Genomic DNA, 25,182 nt, shown 5'->3' with positions numbered 1-25,182 from the left:
TTTGAATTATTCAACTTATTATGCAAAATTTAAACGAAAGACGTGATGTGTTTTATATTTCTGATGGAACAGCTATCACATGTGAAACTTTAGGCCACGCTGTATTAGGTCAATTTCCTTTTGTTGTCTCCGAGCAAACGATACCGTTTGTCGAAAACAGCACTAAAGCTCAGGAAGCCGTTCAGCGCATAAATCAGGTGAGCAAAACAGCGGAAAACAAACCTGTTGTTTTTCTATCAACGGTCGTTCCCGACGTGAAGTCGGTCATCATGACCGCTGATGCCCATATTTATGATATTTTAGGTACGTTGGTTGAGCCAATTCAGAACGACTTACAACTAGAAGCTAAACCTAAGTTGCAGCGCTCCCGAAGCGTAAATAAAGATGAGAAAGCATACTTCGACAGAATTTCGGCAGTAGAATACACGCTAAACCACGATGACGGTCTTTCAATTAAAGACATTGACCAAGCAGACCTTATCCTGTTAGGCGTTTCGAGGAGTGGAAAAACACCGACAAGTTTATACATGGCATTGCAGTTTGGCGTTAGAGTAATAAATTATCCATTTATTAGCGAAGACATGCAGCAACTCAAATTGTTACCATTATTTGAAATGCATCGACATAAACTATTTGGTTTAACCATAGACAGTGAACGACTTTCAGAGATAAGACATCAACGATTAGCAAATAGTACCTACGCAAGTGCACAACAATGTAGTAATGAACTACAGTCTGTTGAGCTGCTCTTTAGAAAAGAAGCCATCCCTTACCTCAATACTTCATCACTGTCGGTAGAAGAGATCTCGGCAAAAATATTGCAGTTGACTGGATTAAAAAGAAACTTATTTTAATTGACTATAAGAACCAAATTGGACGATTTTCACCCGTCGTCATGTTCAAGCAAGTAGAGCCATTCGTAAGAATACCGCTCTCTAAAACAATTTTTGGTCTCCAACACATGGTGTATTGCCAAGTGCAACTTGAATGGATCTCTGGCTTCATCCAGCATATCGATGCCACTGACAATGTTATAATTCATAAAAACCAATTAATGTTTTTGAGACACTATTTAGTCTGACCGCTCTCTCCGCCTTTCACCGACATAACTGGTATCTTGAGAGCCGGGTCTATTTATCTTTCATGGCCCAGCGTTAACACAAGTGAGTTAGGTATGCCCCAGATAGATCAACATCAGCACGTAGAAAACCAGCAAGCAATCAACAGTGACGACGGAAAAGAAGCCATGACGGCTATCGCTTTATATGAAAATCACCTAAAAGACGGCTGTCAGCAACTTCTGACCCTGAACCAAATACTGTTAAAGGCTGAACGTGGGCAAAGGCGCAGACAAACCCTCAATCGACTGAGCTGGATTTGTGGCCTGTCCGTTCTTGTCATTATAATCAGCTATCTCACCGTGGGTGTAAACCTGATAACCGCAGTCGGCCTTCTCGTTGCCTATTTTTCAGGTCTGATCCTGCACGATAAGCTATCACCAGCGATGATTGTCCCTGAAGAGACGAATCAGTTGTATACGCTTAACAATCAGCTCAGGGAAGAAATTGCCTCAGCAGAAGAAAATACCGATGGCTTACTCTTCCGCCTGCTTAAACAGGCCAACTTGTTGGAAATGGCTAGGAGTAGAGGGTTATTGCTGGAAGATAATAAGGTCGATCTTTACCAGCTCGAGGGTAACGGATTATATCAGTATCTGGACGCCATAAACCTGCTTATGGAACACAAAGACCGACTGAAAGGGCTGTAAAAATCGAGGTAATTTTAACACTTGTTTTGTAACGCCTTAAGAGTGTGTGTTAAGCCGCTCGCCTAACTCCCATAACATATTGATGATTCTGCCCGTTTTCATGACCAGCATAAAATACCCTAAGTAACATACACATAGAGTCTGTGGCATCCAATCATTAGCCTGTTAAAGAGGTTTCTTCATACAACTCTCGTTTTGCAGAATCGAACCAGTGCTCATTAACTCCTATTTAATTGATCTAGTTAGACCTTATCATTTGAAAATATGATTCAATAAAGCGTAACCATATTAATAATGAATTTTTTAGTAGAGGTTTTTAGATGAAAGACACACACAAGTCTATCGTTATACTGATTATGACCGCCCTTCTTATCGGTTGTGCCGTAAATCCTTCCCAAAGTAAGGGGCACAATTTTAATGCGACTGAGCCATCTCTACTGAGTAAGACAAAAGCCAAGTTGTTGCTATGGCGTAACCAACGGTTTGTTAGCGGTGGCGTATTTCTTTCTTATTTCGTAAACGACCAACAGATTGCAGAGTTTAGAAGTGGATTGGTTGAACTCGATCTAGAACCAGGTGGCTATGATATCACCATGGCATTCCCGTCTTATGTCGCAAGTGAACACCCTGTTCCACCATCGGAAATTGACGATAGTTTCGTGTGTAATGTGAAGGTGGAAGTAGAGGTGGAAAAGGTCTACAGCTTTTATTTCGATAAAGACTTAAGTAACAAAAACATGACGTCCAATTGCCGACATGCGAGCGGTTTAATTGAAGGTATTCATTCAAGTGCATACGATGCAACAGAATATGAACCTCAAGTACCCCTACTAATGAAAAGATACCCAGCAGAAAAGGATATTGCACCTCCTTCTCCTGCGATCCCCGATGAGATTGGCGATGCCAGAGTCGCGGCCCTAAAGAAAGAGTTAGCTGAAACAGAGACGAAGCTCGCTTTACAGAACCAAAAGAAAGCAGAAGCAGAGGCCTTAGCTTTATTAGCACTGAAACAAGAGTCGGAAAGATTGGCGGCTGAAAAGTTATTGGCCGAGAAAGTTACAGCTGACAGGTTAGCGGCGGAGAAACTAGCGGCCGAAAAAGTACTAGCCGAGCAAATTGCAGCTGACAAGGTAGCAGCGGAAAAACTAACAAAAAGCAAAGCCAATAACACTCATCACTCAGGTGCATCAGAACAAATCCTAGCCTCGGGTGGCGGTTATCAATGGAAACAAACCGCTGCTGAGTTAAAGACGCTGCCTCCCCAGCTTCAAGGGGGGTATCCGCTCTACAATGAATTATATTTTTATCCAGAAGGGTATTACCTACGTTTTATATGGCGACTAAATCCTAACAGTGGCAAACAAGAAAACGGCTCAATCTCTAATGGTGCTTGGCAACGGACAGGAAATAAAATTACGACTCAAGAGTACTTTTGGTCTCGCGGTAACAGATACGCATATTTAGAAAATAAGTACGTTGTAAACAATGATCACCTTGAACGCATATCCAGTACGCACTATCAGATCAGAGACACCAATTATATGACTGCTGGTGAAGTCAAAGAAATGCCAATATCGAAACACAAATGGATTGCTACCAGTGGTGATGGGCCAAGGTTATATAATGAATATCTTACTGGCGAATTCAGTGAATATATTGGGAAAGCCACAAGGAGAGATTTAAGCGTTAAAGAAGCGGAGAAAAAAGCAACGACGCCTTACAAATGGAAAGACGGAAAATCAATACAACCTTGGCAGGAACATTAATTCCGGTATAGGTATGAACAACGAGTAAAAATAGCGTTATGCTCCATCCTTTTCACTTAGTAAAAAGATGGAGCATTTTGAAAATATGAGGTGTGTGTCCTCATTGATTCGTGACGTTTTTTTTTATTGCGACGTCATCACTTTTTAGGTTTTGTTGTTGCAGTGACAAGTTCCCTTTCTTATACTCCCTCTTGAAACTTGTCGGAGTGCCACATGGCTGAGACCGTATTACGGGATCCGTTGAACCTGATCAGGCTAATACCTGCGAAGGAAACAAGAGAAAATTTTCTACCTAACGGTATTGATGAAAATATTATTGATATTTATGTTAGCGTATCAGATCATGCGACACATATTATGTGTACGCCTCTTGTTTATGTACCAACCCGCCAAGCAACTTTCCCTAAATAGCGACAAAGGAATTTGCTATGACGATTCGCAAACACGCGAGATTGGAAGCTAAACAATTTATAGATTCACTGACTGTAGAACCTTTCCCTAATTCACAAAAAGTGTACGTTCAAGGTAGTCGAACAGACATCCAAGTACCGATGCGTGAAATTTCATTGGCTGATAGCTTAATCGGTGATAATAGAAAGGATCCTATTTTAGAACCAAATGAACTGGTTCGTGTTTATGATACGTCTGGCTTTTATACCGACCCCAATCAACCCGCTAATATTTATGATGGCTTAGAAATAGTACGTTCAGGTTGGATTGAAGAGCGTGGCGACACCATATTATTGGGGCAATCAAATTCAATTTATACCAAAGAACGTTTATTGGATGAAACCCTTGATGAATTTCGTTCTCGAGGCAATGAGCTATATCACTCTGTTCAAGAGGAAATCTAATGAGCTCGTTATGTTTACCTGATTATTTAACGCCACTGCTTAGGCATGTTGAATTGCTGCTTGCAAATGCAGAACAATATCAACTTGGTGATGCCGTTAGTGTTAGCGTGAGTGAATTGAATGCTGTAGAGATTAAGATTGAAGAGCGCCAGCTCAGTCTGCTTTTCAACCAGACTGAAGCCGATTTCTCAGGATTCGAAATACAGGATCAATGGTATGCCCCGTATCCTAACGTTAGGGAAATGCAAGTAAAAGTTGAACAAGACAGCCGCATGATTGTGTGTGGTCTTCCTACTGAGAAGGGCTGTGTTGATATTTGGCACCACAATGGTGAAGCGCGTGCGGTTTACTGCCATCATGCTAGAGGCAGTGAGGCACAACGTGCCATGTTACTTTGCGCATTAGCCTTAGATTACCCTTTGGAAGATGCCGTGACATTAGCGCGAGCTCATGCGTGTGGGTATCAAAGTACTCACCAAAATGGTCACGTTGAAGTTAGCTGGCCATTATCTCGTGAGTTGTTTCCTCGTCCGTTAACGGCGAATCATCCTGAAGTGGATGCGTTGGGTTGGCAAAGTAAAGAACTGGCTGTTGAACCGTTCTCTGCCACTGATTCACAGAAACTGGCGCTATATCCGGTGGTTGATACGGCAGAGTGGATAGAGCGTTTAATTAATCTTGGTGTAAAAACCACACAATTACGGATTAAGAACCCGCAAGACCCACAACTTGAAACTCAGGTACAGCAAGTTATAGCCGCGGGTAATCAACACAAAGCACAAGTATTTGTGAATGACTATTGGCAACTGGCGATAATCCATAAAGCGTACGGTGTCCACCTCGGTCAAGAAGATCTTGAAACAGCAGACTTAGTGGCGATCCAGCAAGCGGGTTTACGAATTGGCTTGTCGACGCATGGTTATTACGAAATCTTACGTGCCGTTGAATTCTCACCAAGTTATATCGCACTGGGTCATATCTTTCCTACCACGACAAAAACAATGCCATCAAAACCGCAAGGTTTGAACCGTTTGGCGTTATACCAAAAGTTAATTGGCGATACATTTCCAACGGTTGCAATTGGTGGCATTGATTTACCTTGTGCTGAAAAAGTGTGGTGTACGGGGGTTAGTAGTGTTGCTGTGGTACGTGCAATTACCGAGGCTAGCGATGTTGGAGCGGTAGTTAATGCATTTAACCATTTATTAGTGCGCCCTGAATTTCCTAAAGCAATTACCGAGAAAGTAATGGGTGGTATTGATGCTGACTGATCAAGAATTTTTACGTTATAGCCGCCAAATTATGCTGTCAGATATAGCAGAGCTTGGGCAACAGAAATTAATTCAAGCACAAATACTGCTTGTCGGTGCTGGTGGTTTAGGTTCCGCAGCCGCGCTTTATCTTGCAGGGGCTGGGGTCGGAAATATAGTGATTGCCGACGACGACGTTGTCGAAAGTTCCAACTTACAGCGTCAGGTTATTTACCGTGATGCTGACCAAGGTAGAAGTAAAGCCAAGATGGCAATTGAACATCTTCAGGCCTTAAACCCTTATATAAAAGTCAGAGCGGTGCAGACACTATTAGCTGGTCAGCAATTAGCCATTGAAGTGGCACTGGCAGACATTGTCTTGGATTGCTCTGATAATTTGCCAACACGTCATGCAGTCAATCAAGCGTGTGTTAAAGCGAAAAAGCCCTTGATATCAGGGGCTGCTATTCGTTGGCAAGGTCAGTTAATGGCATTTGATAATCGTTCTGGGATAGGACCGTGTTACCACTGTTTATTTCCAAACCAGCCAGATACAACGCCAGAGTCTCTAAGTTGCAGTAACACAGGTATTGCAGGCCCGGTGGTTGGCATTATGGGGACGATGCAAGCTTTAGAAGCCATCAAATGCATCACTGGAGCAGGCATTGTGGCCTTTGCCGCTCTGCAACAATTTAATGGACTAACCATGGCTTGGCAGCAATTTAATATTGCTGCAGATCCACAGTGTCCAGTGTGCAGCCAGCACAATGACAACGGAGAGTAAGTCACTAATGACAACCCATATCGAGAATTCAACCGATGTAATGATCCAAGTGTTGGTCAATGAGAAACCGGTCGAGTGTTCAGTAGGCTTAGATCTTGAAGCGCTACTTACTGAATTACAAATGCCCTTACTAGCAACAGCCGTTGCCCTTAATGACGATATTGTTGCGCGCAGCCAATGGGCTAGCACGATATTAAGTGCAGATGACCGTATTGCTTTATTTCAAGCTATAGCTGGAGGCTAAGATGTTAACCATTGCAGATAAAACGTTCTCTTCTCGTCTTTTTACCGGAACGGGTAAATATGCCAATAGTCAAGTGATGGCGAGATCCATCATTACCTCTGGATCTGAGCTGGTTACGATGGCGTTAAAACGTGTTGATATTGATAACCGTGACGACGACATTCTTGCTCCCTTGATCCAAGCGGGAGTTAATTTACTTCCTAATACTTCGGGCGCGAAAAATGCGAACGAAGCCATTTTTGCCGCCCAGTTGGCTCGTGAAGCCTTGGGCACAAATTGGCTGAAGTTAGAAATTCACCCAGACCCTAAATACTTAATGCCCGATCCAATTGAAACATTGGCTGCAGCTGCCGAACTAGTGCGTCAGGGTTTTATAGTCTTGCCGTATTGTCATGCGGATCCAGTGTTATGTAAGCGTTTAGAAGAAGTTGGCTGTGCTGCCGTGATGCCGTTAGGTGCACCGATTGGTTCAAATAAAGGGCTGGCATCGCGTGATTTTCTTGAGATTATTATCGATCAGGCGCGAGTGCCAGTTATCATTGATGCGGGTATTGGCGCGCCATCTCATGCATCTGAAGCCATGGAAATGGGAGCTGATGCCGTGTTAGTGAATACGGCGATTGCCACTGCAGCCGACCCTATTACCATGGGACGAGCGTTCAAACTAGCAGTTGAAAGCGGGCGTATGGGGTATGAAGCAGGTTTATCTAACACCATAAATCATGCAATTGCGTCAAGCCCATTAACGGCTTTCTTAGATCAAACTGCATAAGGGGTGAGCATGAGTTACGTTGATGTTTGGAAGCAATTGAATTGGGATGATATACGCCTATCTATTTATAGTAAAACTGCAGCAGATGTAGAGCGTGCATTACGTAAACCAAAGCGTGATTTGGAAGATTTCAAAGCGTTGATTTCTCCAGCGGCTGAACCGTATTTAGAACAAATGGCACAGCAGTCTGCAGCATTAACCCGTAAACGATTTGGGCATACCATGTCGTTTTATGTGCCTTTGTATCTTTCTAATCTTTGTTCGAATGCCTGTACTTATTGTGGTTTTTCAATGGAAAACCGGATTAAGCGTCGTACGCTTACCTTGGAAGAAATTAGCCAAGAATGCCAAGCTATCAAAGCGATGAACTTTGATAGCATATTATTAGTGACGGGGGAGCATGAACGCAAAGTGGGCATTGAGTATTTTCGTGAAAGTGTGCCGGCAATTAAACAACAATTTAGCTATGTGGCTATGGAAGTACAACCGTTAGCGCAAGAAGAATATGCAGAACTGAAAACATTAGGGTTGAATGCCGTGATGGTGTATCAAGAAACTTATAATGCTTCTACGTATGCAGAACATCATTTGCGTGGCAATAAAATGGACTTTGAGTATCGCCTTGCCACACCCGATCGCTTGGCTAAAGCAGGGATAGACAAAGTTGGGATCGGGGTGCTGATTGGGCTTGAAGAGTGGCGGGTAGATTGTTTCTTTGCTGCGACTCACCTTGATTACCTTGAACGTACGTATTGGCAAACCCGATATTCTATTTCATTCCCGCGTCTACGCCCTTGTGAAGGGGGCTTACAGCCTAAGGCGATAATGAGTGATCGTCAGTTAGTTCAGTTGATCTGTGCCTATCGGATGTTTAATTCGCAGGTGGAATTATCGTTATCGACCCGAGAATCTCCCGAGTTTCGTGATAATGTATTGCCACTGGGTGTAACAAGCATGTCGGCTGGCTCGAAAACTCAGCCGGGTGGTTATGCTAACGATGAACCAGAACTAGAGCAGTTTTCGATTAGTGATGACCGTTCGGTTTCAGATGTGGCACTTGCCGTTAAACAGAATGGTTTTGAAGTGGTATGGAAAGATTGGCACTATATTTACTCCGGCTAATGAACTATAAACAAGAGCATCAAACTGTCTGACTGTTCATTTTAAGTTCGGTATTCATAGTGATCGGCTCCAGTCAGACTAGACGCTTCTCTGAGCAGTCCAACATTTGTCTTTTCAAAGTGAGCTAGGCCTAGGTACCCAAGAGCACTTTGCGGATTAACTCAGATATTGGAAAACATGTTAACTATCTATATGCAACAAACCAATTTATCCCATCCACTACAACTCTGCCTGATTTCTTCGATAAATTTGCTGGCCATGTTACTCACCCGGATAGGTTGATCCCGTTCCATTTCACATTTTAACCAACTACAATTTGCCCCTTAACAAGGGGCTATGGTGTCAATAGCTAATTTTTTGCTACGGTTTCATCCCACATTACACCATCCCTTAACATTGAATTTAAGATAACAACCATTTTTCTTACACAGGCAATAATAGCGACTTTTTTTGGTTTCCCCTGCTGAAGAAGTCGCTGATAATTCCGTTTAAATATAGGGTTGCATTGCATAGCTGACATCATCGCCATATAGAGAACGGTGCGAACTTGAGAGCGGCCACCTTGGATAGTTCTTTTTCCTTTAAACCGACCACTTTCCTTAGTTATTGGAGCGACACCAATAAGCGAAGCTGCTTGTTTGTTGGTGATATACCCTAATTCTGGAACATTGCTGATAATGGACGCCGCGACAATTTTACCTACTCCAGGCATACTTTGTAGGATCATGTTTTTAGCCTGATACTCAGGGCTCTCTTCTATCATCTTTGCTATCTTTAATTCAATTTTTGTTATCTGATTTTTAAAAGCCGTTAAAATGGGGTTTATCGTTGAAGCTAGAGATTTTGGCAATATCTGAAGTCGATTCTTTTCCATAGTTTGCATGTTGAGTAACTGGTTTCTTCTTGCGACCAAATCACTCATAGCTCTCATGTTTTCAGGTCTTAATTGAGTTAAGGTTGGCTTTATAGCTTCGGAATAATGCGCAATAAGCTCTGCATCCAGCCTGTCGTTCTTTGCTCGCCTACCAGTTGCCCCAGCAAAGCGTTTTACATGTATTGGATTAGCAATAACGAAGGGTAGATTAGCCTCAGCACAAGCGATAATGAAGGGCATTTCTAACCTACCAGTGGCTTCTATGACGATTCGTTCAGGAGAATACTTCTTGATAGTTTTAATCGCTTCTTTTATGCCTTTGTCATCGTTAGATACGGTGAAGTAAATGTCGAGTGGTCGAATGTAGAAATCTAATTGCGACTTACCAGTATCAACACCGACATTAATGTTTTGAAGTGTACTTGTATTCATAATAAGCTAACTCTTGCTTGCGTAATGCGGGTTCGAGACCCAGTGGGCTATTCGAGTGTTTTGCTCGGAGTCCTATGCAGCGTTCGTTCTTGTTATCGGTCTCTCGACAGAGGAGCCAGCGTTTAATCGAACTACTGCATAGAAAGCCTAAGTTGCAGCTTAGGCTTGGGTCTCACATTACCCAAAAGCAGAGTTAATTTCCCATACAAGGCGTTGTATTACTAAATTCAGAGGGTAAGAAATACATACTGCAATTTCTGTATCGACAAAGATGTTGGGGAATAACCTTAAGTAAGTTTCCTATGCATTATATAGCTATCAACATAACCAAGTCTTTTATGGCGGTATGCGTGGGGAATAATACCAATAATAGAAAAACCTAATTTTTTCCATAGGTTTACCGCTATTTCATTTGTAGACACAACTGAATTGAATTGCATGGCTTCAAATCCAAGATTGACGGCGATCTCGATTGAATGGACACATAATTTCCTAGCAATACCTTTACCTCGCGCATTCTCATTGACTATGTAACCACAATTACAGATATGATCACTTGGTCCCTGAGCATTTGGTTTAATGTAGTAGGAACCAAGTACCTTGCCGTCCTCGATAAAAACATAAGTTTTAAGTGGGGATTGGCACCATAAATCGTATGCCTGTTCATAAGTCATTTCAGGGTCAAACGCATAAGTTTCTTGAGCTTTGATTACCTTTTCAAAACAAGGCCAAAATTGCTCGAAGTCTGATTTTTGGATCTCTCTAATCATAGGTGTCCTCCCTTTTTCCAATCACCGCTGTATCTGGGCCAGCCTAATCTAACTTGATCTCACATTCATTAACATAAGTTAAGTTCAAACAAATTCTAAATCACTACTTTATCTAGAGAAAAACCGTAAAATCTGCTAGTTTTTCCCTACACTCAAAAAGGATGTCACCGCTCAATGGATTCGATACTTGCGCAACTACAAGCTTATTTTTCTCAGCCTAGCCAAGACTGGGGCAATGACGTTCTTCTCATTACGGGTATAAGCTTTGTTGCTTGGCTCGCTTGGCGGATTATCTATGGTCGACTAGAGGTGATTGCGAACAAAACCAAGTTTCAATGGGACAACGTCATTATCAATGCTTTAAAAACACCAATAAGTACACTACTTTGGTGTTGGCCTGCAACCGTTTCTATCGGTTTGGTCATGCAGAGCTATATAGAACACTCTCTCGATTGGCTAACAACGCTCAAAATGTTGCTCGTTATTGCCATATTCATTTGGATTATCCTTCGACTTATTAATAACGTAGAAGAATACGTACTTCAACAAAAAAAGCGAGATGAATCTACGGTACAAGCCATAGCTAAAGTGGCAAGGCTACTGTTCATCATCATGGGTGTCCTCTCCGTTATGCAGACTTTAGGCTTAAGCCTGTCTGGTCTTCTTACCTTTGGCGGGGTGGGTGGTTTAATCGTAGGTCTGGCGGCAAAAGATCTGCTCTCAAACTTTTTTGGCGGCATGATGCTTTACTTCGACCGCCCTTTCAAACTAGGCGATTGGATACGTTCACCGGATAGGCAAATAGAGGGCACGGTTGAACGAATTGGCTGGCGAATGACCATCATTCGAACCTTTGATAAAAGACCTCTGTATGTACCTAACTCCGTTTTCACTAATATCGTTGTGGAAAACCCATCTCGCATGTCGAATCGACGAATCTATGAAACGATTGGCCTGCGATATGAAGATGCACACAAAGTCGATGGCATCATCAAAGATGTAAAAACAATGCTAGAGAATCATCCAGATCTAGATATGTCTCAAACCTTGATCGTCAACTTTAATGCCTTTGGCCCATCATCATTAGACTTCTTTATCTACTCATTCACAAAAACAGTGAACTGGGTGCACTTTCACGAGGTAAAGCAAGACGTGCTATTAAAGGTAATGGGTATTATCCATGGCCACGGTGCGGATGTAGCCTTCCCAACTCAGACTTTAAAAGTAGAGCAATCAACGCCACCCAGTGGATTCCCTTTTCCATCAGTAGGGAAATAACATTTTGATTCTATACGGCCAATAATCGAACAAACACTGCTACAGCGTTCATCTCAACCACGTTAATTGAAAACACCGCAGAGACAGGTATGTCACTAATTGGGTGAGAAATAAATCCACTTTTTAGATCCGCTGTTGCCGTTGTTTGAGCTAAACCTCAAACGCTTTTTGCGCATTACTGCAAAATAACGACATTCTTTAAAATGGACAACAATAACGACATGGAACAGATGATCAATTGGGGCATCATTGCCCCGGGACGAATAGCCCATCGGTTTGCACAAGGGTTTAGCTCAATCGATGATGGGAATCTTTTTGCTGTTGCGAGCCGTAATGTTGAGCGAGCAACACACTTTGCCATGCAATATGACATACAACATGTCATGGCCGACTACGAAGAGATGATCCAACATCCGGATATCGACGTAATCTATATCGCCAACCCTCATCGATACCATCATGAGACTGTTAAGAAGTGTCTTCTTGCAGGTAAAGCCGTACTTTGTGAGAAGCCTTTAACGGTGACAGCAAAGCAAAGTATTGAGCTATTTGACTTAGCACAAAAACAAAACGTCTTTTTAATGGAAGCGGTATGGAGTCGTTTTTTACCCTGCTGGACCCAAGTAAAAACGTGGTTAGAAGAAGGAATGATCGGAGAAGTTCAACTCCTGCGCTCTACATTTGGTTTTCAACCTCCTAAAGATGAAACCGATAGGCTTTTTGATATCAATCTTGCCGGTGGTGCCCTTCTCGATACGGGAATCTACAATATTGCTCTTTCTGAGTTTGTATTAGGCAGGCAGCCAGATAGAATACAATCCGCTGTTTTGGTTGGCGAGACCGGTGTTGATGAACGCTGTACCGTGACGTTAGATTATGGCGACGTAACCAGTCAATTCACTTGTACCTTCTTGAGTAAACTAGACAACCAATTTCACATCATCGGTGATAACGGAAATATCGTTGTCGACGGGAATTTTTGGGATGCCCGCAGTGCAACCTTGACCACCAATGTTGGTGAGGTGCTTAAATGCAATAAGCCACAGCGCGCAAGTGGTTTTGAGTATCAGGTAGATGAGGTTCATCGCTGCCTAAGAAATGGGCAGATCGTTTCAGATAATATGCGACCAGAAGTCACCATTGCCAATATGAAAGTAATGGATCAAATATTAGAAGAGGCTGGTGTGGTTTATCCGTTCGTAGAAAGATAACTAAGAACGTGTATAAAAAAAATCCTGCTTTATTAAGCAGGATTTTTTATTCTAAATCGAACTACTTCGTTTTACGGCGCGCTTCTACCGCATCGGCCAATTGTCGAAGTACTTTTTCGGTATCATCCCAACCAATACAGGCATCGGTAATTGACTGACCATAGCAAGCGGCTTTTCCGTCCACAAGATCTTGACGACCTTCCACTAGGTGCGACTCAATCATTACACCGAAGATAGCATCCTCACCGTTCGCCATTTGATCAGCAATGTCTGTTGCGACAACCATCTGGCGCTGAAATTGCTTAGAACTGTTGGCGTGGCTGAAATCAATCATCACTTTCTGCGGTAAACCCGAAGCCGCCAATTGAGATTTCGTGGTTTCCACATGCTCAGCGCTGTAATTTGGCTCTTTACCACCACGAAGTATGATATGACAGTCAGGGTTACCTGCCGTTTCTATAATCGCAGAATGACCGTATTTAGTGACAGAAAGGAAATGGTGAGAAGCCTCCGCACTACGAATGGCATCTGTCGCAATCTTAATATTACCATCGGTACCATTTTTGAAACCCACTGGGCATGAAAGGCCTGAAGATAGCTCTCTATGCACCTGAGATTCCGTCGTTCGTGCGCCAATAGCACCCCAACTAATAAGATCGGCAATGTATTGCGGCGTGATCATATCTAAGAACTCACCCGCTGTCGGCATTCCCATATCAGTAAGATCGAGAAGAAGCTTACGACCGATTCTCACACCATCGTTTAACTTGTAGGTATCGTTAAGGTAGGGGTCATTAACCAGCCCTTTCCAACCTACTGTTGTACGAGGTTTTTCAAAATAAACTCGCATAACAATTTCAAGACGATCCCCTAGCTCATCACGTAAAACTTTCAGTTTTTTTCCGTAATCGAGTGCCGCTTCAGTGTCATGAATTGAACACGGACCTATAACAACCAATAAACGATCATCTTTATCGTTTAAGATATTGGAGATTGCCTTACGAGCTTGATAAGTCGTTGTGGCCGCTGTTTCGGTCGCTGGAAACTTCTCTAATACCGCGATAGGAGGAAGTAATTCTTTTACTCTATTAATTCTTACGTCGTCAGTCTGATGCATTTCTAATACTATTCCTATTCATATTTGTGAGCCAGTTTGATACAGATACAGCCGACTCATCCATTCTCTATTCTTGTAACTTATCGAGTAAAAAAGATAACTTCAACCATTTTTTTAATCAAAGTTCAATAAAGACATCAAATTTACACTTTACACGACTCGTAACGTTAACTTTACGCTTTATTTATTGACACTATTTTCAGGTATTCTCACCATTTTTTACCCATTAGAGGTTAAGAACCTGAGTATTTAGGTTATATTTTAGCGTCAAGCATAGAAATCACACGTACAAATCATTATGGAACCACTCCTTAGGTGTTCGCTATGAAAAAATTCGATATTACGTTTCTCCATACCGACGAGATTCATATTAACAATTTTCAATTATTAATAGATGAGCTAGCGCCAGAACTAACGACTCATCACATTGTAAATGAATCACTTTTACTTCACGCTCAGAAATACGGGGTTGATTCAACATTGACTGAGTCATTGAATGCATTGTTATTGCCTCTCAGTGAACAATCTCGATTACTTCTTTGTACCTGTTCCTCTATAGGTTCCGTCGTCGAAAAAATGTCGTTTAATAATGATTGCTCATTTCAACGTATTGATAGAGCAATGGCAAACGATGCGGTTGAAAAATACCAAAACATACTGGTCGTTGCTGCACTAGAAAGCACCATCGAACCAACCAAAACACTTTTAGAGGAGTCATGTATTGCAAAAAACAGACAGCCTAGTGTTGACCTTATCATGGTCAAAGAGGCGTGGTCGTATTTTCTTTCAGGTCAACAAGACAGATACCTGATGGCCATTGTCGACGCTGTACAGCAAAAACAAGAAGATTATGATGCGGTGATTCTTGCGCAAGCTTCCATGGCTGCGGCTTCGACTAAAGGGACGTTTTCAATACCGGTATTAAGTAGCCCTAAACTAGGTATCATTCATGCATTAGATACGATAGACGCGTTAACCTGAACCCAATTCAATTATTGCCACATCACCAATGTGGCGGCCATCGCGATCATAATAAGTGCCATAATATCTTTTCTTTTTACGCTTTCTTTAAGCCAAAAAAAGGAAATGAGCATCGTGAAAAACACCTCTACCTGTCCTAATGTTTTTACATACGGTACCGTCTGAAGAGACATCGCACTAAACCAACCTAAAGAACCAACAAAACTGGCAACGCTGGTCATCACCACTAACTTTGGCTTACGAAACATAGCCGTTAATGTGGCCCTGTCTTTCAGCAACATATAACTGGTCAAGATGAGTGTTTGCAAAAATATCACTGAAAATAGTACCCATGCAGCACGATGTGGAAAGGGTACGGATAAACTTAAGCTCGCCTCACGGGCCCAAAGAGACGTTAAAGCAAAGGCACTACTACACGCAAGTCCCAATAGTGCCGTACTTTTCGATAGGCTTCGGAAGCCTTGTGGGCAACTGAGTATTAATACTGCGATCCCCCCTATTAAAACGCCTACCCAACCCAAAATCGGTAATGAGGTGCCAAAAAATAGAACCCCGATCAATGCGGCCATGGACGCTTCACTTTTTGCTAGCCCAGCCCCAATTGCAAAATTTTTCTGCTTAAACAGAACGACCATCAATGCTGTCGCAACAATTTGCATGATGGCGGCCCCAAATACATAAAATAGCGTATCGCTGGTCACGAGTGGCAGTTCAGCGGGCTGCCAAACATAAAGAAAAATGAGATAAAGCAATGCTAAAGGGCTCGCCCATAAAAAACGAGCTAAGGTCACCCCAACAACATTAAGATCAGCGCTAAGTTTACTCTGAAAAGCATTGCGCCAAGACTGACTAAAAGCAGCGAGTAAAGTAAATAATATCCAGCTCAAAGTGGTTATTCATCCATTAAGTTAAACAGTTATCTTAGGAGCAGTTGATATTAAGTGGCACTGTAAACGTGAGTGGCAACTTTAAATGATTGACTTCACCACAAACCAAGAGACCAAGCTAAATAGGTTTGTGATCAACATGCCTATGACTCCGCAGACCAATCAAGACGTCCTTGTACGCTTAATAATGGGCAAAACGGAAAACTATATTGCTTCAATGTTGCCTCGACGACAAGCCCGAACATCGCAATACTCTCTATCGAGAGTCGGTAAGCTGTCCATTGGTGCCTGTTCCATCGTATCCATATTATTGCTCCGTTAACTCTTCAGATAGGTATGAGTCCAGTAGCGCTACTGGACTAAAAAAATCGGCCTCTAACTGTGTTAGAGGCCGAACATTTTATTTATTTCGTCAAAATCCTATCTCACTTAGTCATGCTCTGTCGTCACCCTCTTTATAAAATAAAGAACGGATACCGCCATTTTAAATAGCCCAACCACCAGCATAGAATGCAACGAGTACGACCGCAATCAACACAGTACCCACATTAAGACGATTGAATTCACCCGCAATAACACGGCCAATAACCAACGAGCTGAAGCCCAACATAATACCGGTAACAATGTTCCCTGTAAGCACGATAAACACAGCACACATAAGACCCGACAAGGCGTCTACAGAATCGCTCATGTCAAGCTTGCTGACATTACTTAGCATTAGTAGACCAACATACATCAACGCGGGTGCCGTTGCATAAGAAGGTACAAGATAGCTTAGAGGCGCTAAAAACAACATCAGCAAAAACAAGCCACCAACGATGGTCGCAGTTAGCCCTGTTTTACCACCTGCAGCAGTACCCGCAGCAGATTCGATATACACAGCAGCGGGTGCACCACCTACAAAACCAGCAAACATGCTACTGATTGAATCCGATGTAAGCGCCTTACCACCATTAATGATTTGGCCGTCCTTATCAAGCAGGTTCGCCTGACCAGCTACCGCACGTATTGTACCTGTAGCATCAAAGATTGCCGTCATAACCAGCGCCAGAACACTCGGGATAACAATCGGGTTAAGCGCGCCCATAATATCCATGGTACCTAGCAGTGATTCACCTTCAGCGCCGAAAGAAGGCATAGCAAATAAGCCTTGATACGTTACGTTAGGGTCGAAAACCAAACCAAAGATAGAGATCGCAATAATGACGAGTAAAATGCCTCCAGGTACGCGACGACGCTCTAGACCGAAGATTGCAGCCAGACCAATGACAGACATTAGTACAGGCAAAGAAGTGAACTCACCAAGCGTTACAGGCAAACCTTCATATGAGTTTTTCTCAACTAATCCCACTCCGTTTGCGGCAATAAGCAACAAAAACAGACCAATACCTATGCCTGTACCATGCGCTATTCCCGTTGGTAGATTAGTAAGGATCCACTGGCGAACGCCTGTCACCGTAATCGCGGTAAACAAAACCCCCATCAAGAAGACCGCACCGAGTGCAACAGGGATACTTATTCCCTGCCCTAACACTAGGCTAAACGCAGTGAATGCGGTTAAAGAGATGGCGCAACCGATCGCCATTGGCAACTTAGCCCACAACCCCATTAACAGAGAACCAAACGCTGCCACCAAACAGGTCGCGATAAACACCGCACCTTGGTTAAACCCGGCGGCGCCTAACATGCTCGGCACGACGATAACTGAATAAACCATCGCAAGGAAGGTGGTTAACCCTGCAAGCATTTCCTGTTTAACGGTACTACCGCGAGCCGAAATTTGAAAATAACCATCTAATCCGCTTTGTTGCACGGGCTCTTTTGGTATATTGACTGGATCACTTTGTATTGTACTATTTTCAGACATGGTGATATTTCCTTGTTAGTCATTGAGTTCAAAGAGTTCGTATTAATTAACTCGTCAAAATAAGACATACCCTTTACAACTCAGAAAGTGTGTAAATGTTCCATTCCACGTAGTTTAAATTACCTATTAAATTTTTTTTCGTTGTCAAAAAGCGACGGATTAACCACGTTCATAAACGAGTCGACCATCGACATAGGTTCGGTAGATACTGCGATCATCCCCTAGTGTCATCAGCAAAAACAACTTGTCAGCTAGATCTTTTGAACTGTCGTATCGCAATTGCTGTAAAGGCGTTGCACAAGGATCAATGACGACGAAATCAGCTTCTTTACCGATCTCAAAGTTGCCAATCAAATGGTCCAGAGACAGTGAGTTTGCTGCGCCTAAGGTTGCAAGATAAAAAGCTTCAAAAGCGGATAATCTATGCTGCTGCAATTGCATTACCTTGTAGGCTTCATTGAGGGTCTGAAGCAGGTTAAACGTCGTGCCAGCACCAATATCGGTCCCTATTCCGACCTTTATATTGCGATTCCATGCTTCCTGCAGTTTGAATAGACCACTACCGAGATAAAGATTCGAGGTAGGACAGAACGCAATGGCAGAATCTGTCTCTTGTAAGCAATCCCACTCCTTATCCTCAAGATGAATGCAATGAGCAAACACGCTCTTGGGTCCCGTAAGACCATGGTGATGGTATACATCAAGATAGCCGTCTTGTTCGGGATACAATTCTTTTACCCACGCAATCTCGTCTTTGTTTTCACATAGATGTGTATGCACGTATGTATCTGGATACTCGGCTTTTAGTTTACCTGCCATTGCCAACTGTTCTGGAGATGACGTTGGGGCAAAGCGTGGGGTAATGGCATATTGTAAACGACCTCTTTTATGCCATTTCTCTATCAGTTCTTTGGATTGGTTGTAGCCAATTTCTGGCGTATCAAGCAGATAATCGGGGGCATTGCGGTCCATCATGACTTTGCCGGCAATCATCCTCATATTGATTTTTTCAGCTTCTTCAAATAGAGCGTCCACTGACTCAGGGTGAACCGTACCGAAGACCAAAGCGGTTGTTGTACCATTGCGCAACAATTGCTTGATGAAAAATGTCGACATCTCCCGAGAGTATTCTTTATCTTTATAACGAGCTTCTGTAGGAAAAGTGTAGTTATTTAGCCACTCAAGCAGTTGCTCCCCATAGGCGCCAACCATTTCTGCCTGAGGGTAGTGAATATGGGTATCGATAAAGCCCGGCATAACCAGTTTTCCCGGATAGCTTCTAATACGGACCGATGCTGGGACTTTGTCTTTTCCCTCTTCCCAAGGACCCAACCATTCAATACGCCCGTTATCAACAAGCATTAACCCGTCTTCTATAAAGCGAACATTTTCTTCGATATCTCCTGGCTTATCTACTACACGCGCAATATCCATGAACGAAGCACGAATTGCCTTAATAGATTGAGAGTATTCCATAGTTACCCCTATAAATTTTTTATACGCACATCTATTTGTTTCTCATCACCGGACGGCCACAAATAGCGTACAGACCAATTTTAAAGTTCTAATGTAGAATTCTAAGTATTCATAGATGGCAAGAAACCAATCGGCTCCTTGCCCGTTTATTCAGTGTCGATTTACGCTTTCTGACGAGCCAAATTTTCTTCTTCTTCCAAAGCTCGATTACACACTTCACACTCTTTAATTTGCTCTTCCAACGCTTCACGTTTTTCGGTAGCACTTTCCGCTTCATCCGCGCGATTAACGCCTAGAGCAACATTCAGTGCAAGTGCGACCAATGAGCCAGTGGTGATACCTGAGCCGAAAATGACTTTCATGGACTCGGGCAAGTGGGTAAGTATTTCTGGACGAACGGTTACGGCCATACCAGAGGCTACACCTACTGCAATAATCAACATGTTACGTTTGGTGAAACTAATACGTGAAAGGATGCCAATACCCGCTGAAATAATCATGGCAAACATGACTAAGCCTGCGCCACCAAGTACTGGTGAAGGGATCGTTACCACTATACCGCCCAGCTTTGGAAATAAACCAGCCAACAGCATGATGAAACCAGTAAGAGCGACCACATGACGGCTTGCCACACCAGTAATAGAAACAATACCGACGTTTTGGCTAAATGATGAAAAAGGAGTGGCACCAAACATAGATGCTAATGCACTACCGGCCCCATCACACAAGATACCCTTCGATAATTTCTTACCCGTTAACTTGGTATGAGTCGCATCACTCAATGCCAAAAAATCGCCCGTTGATTCCATGATCGTAACCAGATAGGCAATCGACATGCCGATGATACCGCTCACGGTAAAACTAAGGCCAAACGGCATTATTTCAGGTAAAGCAAAGAACTTAGCGTCACGAACGGGAGAAAAATCAACAATACCCATAAAAATAGCCGTCAGATAGCCTACAGCCATGCCTATTACAATCGCTGCGGCTGAAATAATACCGGTACCGACTTGTGATAGGACAATAACAACAACCAGTACCAAAAGACCTAACAACAGGTTACTAAGTTGACCGTACTCTTCCTGACCCACAAATCCACCAGCAAACCAATCCACGGAAACAGGTAGAATAGTTAAACCGATAAGTACCACAACGGTACCGGAGACAACCGGCGGAAATAATTTGCGGATCTGAGGCATAAATCGGCTACCGATAATCATCACCAGAGACCCCACTAGCGAGGCACCGAATATACCTGAAATACCGGCATCTAAACCAATAGAGATAGAGATGGCAACAAAGGTAAAACTTGTCCCCATAACAACAGGTAAACGAATTCCAACCGGGCCTACACCTTTACACTGAACAATCGTGACTACTCCAGAGACCATAAGAGCAGCATTGACCAAAATAACCATTTGATCAGTAGGCAACCCGATCGCACTTCCCACCACAAGAGGCACAGCAATTATGGCCCCCATTGCAGCAAGCATATGTTGTAAAGCTAGTAATATTGCAGCTCCCACAGGAGGCTTATCTTCCACGTTATAAAAGAGTTTCATTTCAATACTATCCATTTTATAGACTTTTCACAGACGACTGCGCTTTAAGGCTTCTTATGTGCCTATTCAGTCAAACAGTATCCACGAAAAGATTGGACGAGTATGGAATCGATAACCTAGCCAGAAAATCCCCAAGGAGCTCCCACCTAGTAAATAACTAGGTGCTGCCTTACCCCATTTCACTACAACTAAATCTAAATTAGTTCGTATCAGCCAAGCTATGACAACTCACTCGCAAATTAAAAAAGCGGCTATTTCCCATCCCCTGAAAATTAACCGCTTTTAGTTCAATTTACAGTTTGTTGAGTCCTCTAAGTACCTTCTCTGGTGTAAAGTTCCATTCTCTAATCCATACGCCACAGGCATCATGGATGGCGGTAGCGATGGCCGGTGAAGCACCATTTACGCCAATTTCTGAGATAGACTTAGCGCCAAATGGCCCAACAGGATCATCACTTGGAACTAACGCCGCTCGAAAATCTAATGGGATATCACCAATTTTCGGTGCACCGTAACTCTTAAGATCGGTATTGATTGGCACACCGCTCTCGTTATACATCAACTCCTCAGTCATGCTGTGACCAATGGCACGCATACTGGCTCCATAGATCTGACCCAGCGCCAAGTCTGGATTGATTGGCGTACCACAATCGAGAAGGGCATGAAATTTATTCAGTTTTATCTGACCGGAGCGAGTATTGACCGCAACCTCAACGAAATTGGCACCATATGGAAACGCAAAATCAGAGGTAATAAAGCTACCACTCGTGAGTAACTGCCCCCAGCCTTTACCACCTTCAGCTTGATGCGCAATTTCACCATAGGTGACTTGTTTACCATCTTTGGCTTCCACCGTTGCAGGGAAAACAAGTTTGACACTTTCAACCTGCTCACCAAGCATCTCTGCTCCACAAATGAGTATGCGTTCACGCATTGATTGCGCCGCTTTCATTGCCGCATTTCCGGAGAAACATGTTCCTGACGATGCGTATGCACCTTTATCAAACGGGCAGTGGTCGGTATCACCAGAGATTACCGTCACTTCTTCCAGCGGCATTTTCAATGTTTCTGCTACGATCTTACTCACGACCAAGTCCAAGCCAGTGCCAATATCTGCGCCTCCAGAATGGACAATCATTGTGCCATCTGAGGCCAATTTGGCTTTACAGTTCGCCTGGTCGATATCTGGGATACCCGATTTTTGCTGCATAATTGCAACGCCTCGACCAATTTTCCAGTCAGGTCCGAGATCTTCTTTCGGTGTGTCCCAGCCAAACTCTTCACGTCCACGACGCAACACTTCGGTAAGCGCACACGAGAGTACTCTAGGCGGTTCTGTCGGTAAATCACCTTCACCAACTGCCGCTTTGATTTTTAACGGGTCACCTTCATGAACTCGGTTCTTTTCAATAATATCAAGAAGATCCATGTCCAGTTCATCAGCAAGTTCCGCTAGCATCATTGTTAGGGCAAAAACGCCTTTAGGAGCACCATAACCTTGATAAGCACCGGTAGGACAAATGTTTGAGTAGTAGGTTGTCACTTTAAAACGCACATTATCGATTGGATAAAGCGGCAGTGACAACGCAGGGCCGTTGGAAGGTACCGTAAGAGCATGGTTACCATAAGGGCCTGTATTGGCTTGGAAATCCATGTCAATTGCCGTCAGAGTACCATCTTTTTTCATACCTACTTTTAGGTTGACCTTAGCAACGTGACGCGTAGAACAAGCGATAAATTCTTCTTCACGAGTATAATGAAGATAAACAGGTCGTCCGGTCATAAAGGTAGCGAAAGCCGTAAGGTCTTCAACCAAGATATCTTGCTTGGACCCAAATCCACCACCAACACGCTCTTTAATTATGTGTACAAGGTTTTGCTTAACGCCAAGGATCCTAGCGATCTGACGACGTACATGGAATGGCACCTGAGTGGAAGCGTGCATAACCAAACGGTTTCCATCCATATAGGCGTAGCAGATATGGGTTTCCGTTGGCGCTTGCTGTGCCTGTTTGGATTCGTACGTTCTCTCCAAGATTATATCTGCATCCGCAAAGCCCTGATCGATGTCACCAATCTGACCATGTACCGAAGCGGCGATATTTTCGCGCGGCTTACAGCCTATTGGGAAGTTAACAATCAGCTTACCTTCACGTGGATCGGCATCTCTGTTTTGTTCTTCGAGATCAGAGGGTGCTCCCGCAAGATATTCAATAGGTTCATTGTGGATGATTGGCGCATCTGCCGCGGCGGCTTCATCGATACTCATCACGGGCTTAAGTACTTCGTACTCAACATCAATAAGTTTCAAAGCCGCTTCAGCTATATCGACACTTTCCGCGACAACGGCCGCAACACGGTCGCCAACATGGCGTAGTTTCTGACAGAACATACGTCGATCTAAAGGCGATGGCTCCGGCCCCGTTTGACCACCAGGCGTGTAAGGAATATCTGGACAGTTTTCGTGCGTCATAACAAACACAACACCGGTTAGCGCTTCGGCTTTACTGACATCCAGACGTTTTATCCACGCATGTGGATGAGGACTGCGCAGTACTTTAAGAACACACGCATCTTTAGGAATTCTATCTTCAACATAACAAGGTTTAGCCTGAACCATTTTCACCGAGTCGTCTTTCGGACTCACCTTGCCGACGACATCCAAGTCATCACAAAACTCCGGTGCCACTTCCTCATTGTAATCAGGCGTATGTTTACGGTTTGCAGCCAAACTGACCACTTGGTAGAACTGTTGATAGCCAGCATCACGGCTAAATAGACCAGAGAGCGCATCATCTATCTCTTCGCGAGTAGGGTTGGCAACTCGCTCAAGCAAATCCGTAATAATCAGTGCTGCCGCTGGGTCATTATATCCTGACTGAACAACACCGACATCAATCATCGCCTGCTGAACGACATTTAGGTTATTGTGAGTGCTTAATGATTCCGCTGTAAATACGTCACAACCTTCGAGTTGCGCTGCAATTAACAATGAAGCATTTACTAACTTTCCGTTTAGTAAGATGACATCAGAACCTGCATAGCCATAACCATCATCACTGTTACGTACAGAGTGTAGCCCCATACCGTGCAGTAGTTTTTGTACATTTTCACCAAGAGCACATTGGAGTTCTTGAGGGCGACTATTTAGAGTAAATTGAATGGTCATAATTAAGCCTCCTCAGCCAATAGCTGACACTCTGTCAGTAGATCTGTTACAACGACACCCGCTATGTAACGCTTGTATTCCGCACTACCTATGATATCCGCAACGGGATGAACCGCATCCGCTACCGCTTCTTCTAACAACTCGCCTTTGAGGTTTTGACTTTCAACATCTCGCAAACGGATAGGTTTTGCGGCGCCATTATGCAAAGGGGAAACGCCATCAAGTGCAATAACCTTATTCCCTTGGCTGTCTACTGAAACTGCAGCGGTGACAACTGCTAATCCCGCAGCAGAGCGCGATATGTTGTAACCAATGCAGTTGAGGTTCACATCAGGAATAATAACTTTAACAATCAAATCTCGTGTATCTATTGAGATGTACTCTTCGACATCGCATTCTCTATCATCTGCCAATACTACGCGGGCTTTCAATGCAATGAGACTGGGTATTAATCGCGCTTCTGTCTGTAAAGCTGCAATCTCACCACCAAGTGTGGCCTGGTTGCGTACGTGCCGAGAGTAAATGAAGCTAGCTGATTGTTTCAACGCAACCGGTACTAGCTCGTTATCTATCAAATGCTGAATCTTGCACGTCGCACCGATGTGGATGGCATCATCTAACTGTTCAATATTATCGAACGCCAGATTATCAAGCGATATCGCAACCGTTTTATCGGTTTTACTTGGTGTGGCGTTAAGCTTGGAACCACCGGCGAACCACGTTGCTGTGCCAATATATTGCTGCATGAGTTCTAGAGCCTGGGCGGTAGAGTCTGGTCTGAAGTAGTGCTCAATCATTATTCTTACCCTTTAGATTTCTACTTATCTTTGAGTTCATGGCCTATTTTATTAAGCGAGGCCCTGGACGATACTTTAACTATTCTTAGTCAAGAAAATAGCAACTATTGCGCCAACCTAGACCGAGGACTTAATAAGTGAAGCGTTTCGTGAACTTCGTCTGAAATTGAGGCAGAAATGAGAGCTGAATCATCGATAGAA

General features: G+C 43.3%; 20 protein-coding genes, 1 pseudogene and 1 riboswitch. Of the genes and pseudogenes, 12 read left to right on the top strand and 9 right to left on the bottom strand.

The window, feature by feature from the left end; translation table 11 throughout:
* Window positions 1-20 precede the first annotated feature (20 nt).
* The 9 genes and pseudogenes from ppsR to thiH all read left to right on the top strand — a co-directional run bounded on the left by ppsR (window position 21) and on the right by thiH (window position 8,560).
* On the top strand, window positions 21-854 hold the full coding sequence (gene ppsR, locus IUZ65_RS21415; protein WP_195706041.1) for a posphoenolpyruvate synthetase regulatory kinase/phosphorylase PpsR: 834 nt from the start codon (window positions 21-23) through the stop codon (window positions 852-854).
* Window positions 855-1,174: 320 nt separating this feature from the next.
* Window positions 1,175-1,768: a hypothetical protein gene (locus IUZ65_RS21410; protein WP_195706040.1), complete on the top strand. Its 594-nt coding sequence runs from the start codon at window positions 1,175-1,177 to the stop codon at window positions 1,766-1,768.
* Between the two features lie 320 nt (window positions 1,769-2,088).
* Window positions 2,089-3,534 carry a hypothetical protein gene (locus IUZ65_RS21405; protein ID WP_229638270.1) on the top strand — a complete coding sequence of 482 codons (1,446 nt, stop codon included), beginning with the start codon at window positions 2,089-2,091 and terminating at the stop codon, window positions 3,532-3,534.
* Between the two features lie 192 nt (window positions 3,535-3,726).
* A riboswitch (TPP riboswitch) is annotated at window positions 3,727-3,824 on the top strand.
* Window positions 3,825-3,962: 138 nt separating this feature from the next.
* Window positions 3,963-4,343: pseudogene (locus IUZ65_RS21400) on the top strand (phosphomethylpyrimidine synthase ThiC); the annotation flags it as partial.
* Window positions 4,344-4,387: 44 nt separating this feature from the next.
* The gene (locus tag IUZ65_RS21395; RefSeq protein ID WP_195706037.1) at window positions 4,388-5,659 is read left to right on the top strand and encodes a thiamine phosphate synthase; all 1,272 of its coding nucleotides are present in this window, start codon (window positions 4,388-4,390) and stop codon (window positions 5,657-5,659) included.
* Window positions 5,649-6,422, top strand: coding sequence for a HesA/MoeB/ThiF family protein (locus tag IUZ65_RS21390; RefSeq protein ID WP_195706036.1), 774 nt, complete (start codon window positions 5,649-5,651; stop codon window positions 6,420-6,422). Before IUZ65_RS21395 ends, IUZ65_RS21390 begins: the two co-directional genes overlap by 11 nt.
* Before the next feature lie 7 nt (window positions 6,423-6,429).
* Window positions 6,430-6,666 carry a sulfur carrier protein ThiS gene (gene thiS, locus IUZ65_RS21385; RefSeq protein WP_195706035.1) on the top strand — a complete coding sequence of 79 codons (237 nt, stop codon included), beginning with the start codon at window positions 6,430-6,432 and terminating at the stop codon, window positions 6,664-6,666.
* Window position 6,667: 1 nt separating this feature from the next.
* Window positions 6,668-7,438: a thiazole synthase gene (locus tag IUZ65_RS21380; RefSeq protein WP_195706034.1), complete on the top strand. Its 771-nt coding sequence runs from the start codon at window positions 6,668-6,670 to the stop codon at window positions 7,436-7,438.
* A 9-nt stretch (window positions 7,439-7,447) separates the two neighbouring features.
* On the top strand, window positions 7,448-8,560 hold the full coding sequence (gene thiH / locus IUZ65_RS21375) for a 2-iminoacetate synthase ThiH (RefSeq protein ID WP_195706033.1): 1,113 nt from the start codon (window positions 7,448-7,450) through the stop codon (window positions 8,558-8,560).
* Between the two features lie 349 nt (window positions 8,561-8,909).
* Here the strand turns inward: thiH and IUZ65_RS21370 are convergent, their stop codons facing one another.
* Window positions 8,910-9,866, bottom strand: coding sequence for an IS110 family transposase (locus IUZ65_RS21370; protein ID WP_195706032.1), 957 nt, complete (start codon window positions 9,864-9,866; stop codon window positions 8,910-8,912).
* A gap of 287 nt (window positions 9,867-10,153) precedes the next feature.
* The gene (locus tag IUZ65_RS21365; protein ID WP_195706031.1) at window positions 10,154-10,636 is read right to left on the bottom strand and encodes a GNAT family N-acetyltransferase; all 483 of its coding nucleotides are present in this window, start codon (window positions 10,634-10,636) and stop codon (window positions 10,154-10,156) included.
* A gap of 174 nt (window positions 10,637-10,810) precedes the next feature.
* Here IUZ65_RS21365 and IUZ65_RS21360 point away from each other — a divergent pair, with 174 nt between their 5' ends.
* Together IUZ65_RS21360 and IUZ65_RS21355 are read left to right on the top strand one after the other, a co-directional pair.
* Complete coding sequence (locus IUZ65_RS21360) at window positions 10,811-11,914, top strand: mechanosensitive ion channel family protein (protein ID WP_195706030.1); 1,104 nt, start codon at window positions 10,811-10,813, stop codon at window positions 11,912-11,914.
* 203 nt (window positions 11,915-12,117) lie between these two features.
* Window positions 12,118-13,125, top strand: a complete 1,008-nt coding sequence (locus IUZ65_RS21355; RefSeq protein WP_229638269.1) for a Gfo/Idh/MocA family protein — start codon at window positions 12,118-12,120, stop codon at window positions 13,123-13,125.
* 61 nt (window positions 13,126-13,186) lie between these two features.
* Here IUZ65_RS21355 and aroG read toward each other — a convergent pair whose 3' ends face one another.
* Entirely contained in the window at window positions 13,187-14,242 is a 1,056-nt protein-coding gene (gene aroG / locus IUZ65_RS21350; RefSeq protein ID WP_195706029.1) for a 3-deoxy-7-phosphoheptulonate synthase AroG, read from the bottom strand.
* A gap of 324 nt (window positions 14,243-14,566) precedes the next feature.
* Between aroG and IUZ65_RS21345 the strand changes: the two genes are divergently transcribed.
* Entirely contained in the window at window positions 14,567-15,223 is a 657-nt protein-coding gene (locus tag IUZ65_RS21345; RefSeq protein WP_195706028.1) for a hypothetical protein, read from the top strand.
* An 11-nt stretch (window positions 15,224-15,234) separates the two neighbouring features.
* On the opposite strand, the gene IUZ65_RS21340 is transcribed toward IUZ65_RS21345, so the two are convergent.
* The 6 genes from IUZ65_RS21340 to ygfM form a co-directional block, all read right to left on the bottom strand.
* Window positions 15,235-16,110, bottom strand: coding sequence for a DMT family transporter (locus IUZ65_RS21340; protein ID WP_195706027.1), 876 nt, complete (start codon window positions 16,108-16,110; stop codon window positions 15,235-15,237).
* A 484-nt stretch (window positions 16,111-16,594) separates the two neighbouring features.
* Entirely contained in the window at window positions 16,595-17,977 is a 1,383-nt protein-coding gene (locus tag IUZ65_RS21335; RefSeq protein ID WP_229638268.1) for an NCS2 family permease, read from the bottom strand.
* Between the two features lie 159 nt (window positions 17,978-18,136).
* Window positions 18,137-19,453, bottom strand: a complete 1,317-nt coding sequence (gene guaD / locus IUZ65_RS21330; RefSeq protein WP_195706026.1) for a guanine deaminase — start codon at window positions 19,451-19,453, stop codon at window positions 18,137-18,139.
* Between the two features lie 161 nt (window positions 19,454-19,614).
* On the bottom strand, window positions 19,615-21,015 hold the full coding sequence (locus tag IUZ65_RS21325) for a nucleobase:cation symporter-2 family protein (RefSeq protein WP_195706468.1): 1,401 nt from the start codon (window positions 21,013-21,015) through the stop codon (window positions 19,615-19,617).
* Window positions 21,016-21,307: 292 nt separating this feature from the next.
* Complete coding sequence (locus tag IUZ65_RS21320; RefSeq protein WP_195706025.1) at window positions 21,308-24,184, bottom strand: molybdopterin-dependent oxidoreductase Mo/Fe-S-binding subunit; 2,877 nt, start codon at window positions 24,182-24,184, stop codon at window positions 21,308-21,310.
* Between the two features lie 2 nt (window positions 24,185-24,186).
* Window positions 24,187-24,981: a molybdopterin-dependent oxidoreductase FAD-binding subunit gene (gene ygfM / locus IUZ65_RS21315; protein ID WP_195706024.1), complete on the bottom strand. Its 795-nt coding sequence runs from the start codon at window positions 24,979-24,981 to the stop codon at window positions 24,187-24,189.
* Window positions 24,982-25,182: the final 201 nt, after the last annotated feature.

The organism is Vibrio sp. VB16 (assembly GCF_015594925.2).
Classification (GTDB): Bacteria; Pseudomonadota; Gammaproteobacteria; order Enterobacterales; family Vibrionaceae; genus Vibrio.
The sequence above is the reverse complement of the archived record's forward strand: the minus strand, read 5'-3'. Positions and strand labels throughout refer to the sequence as shown.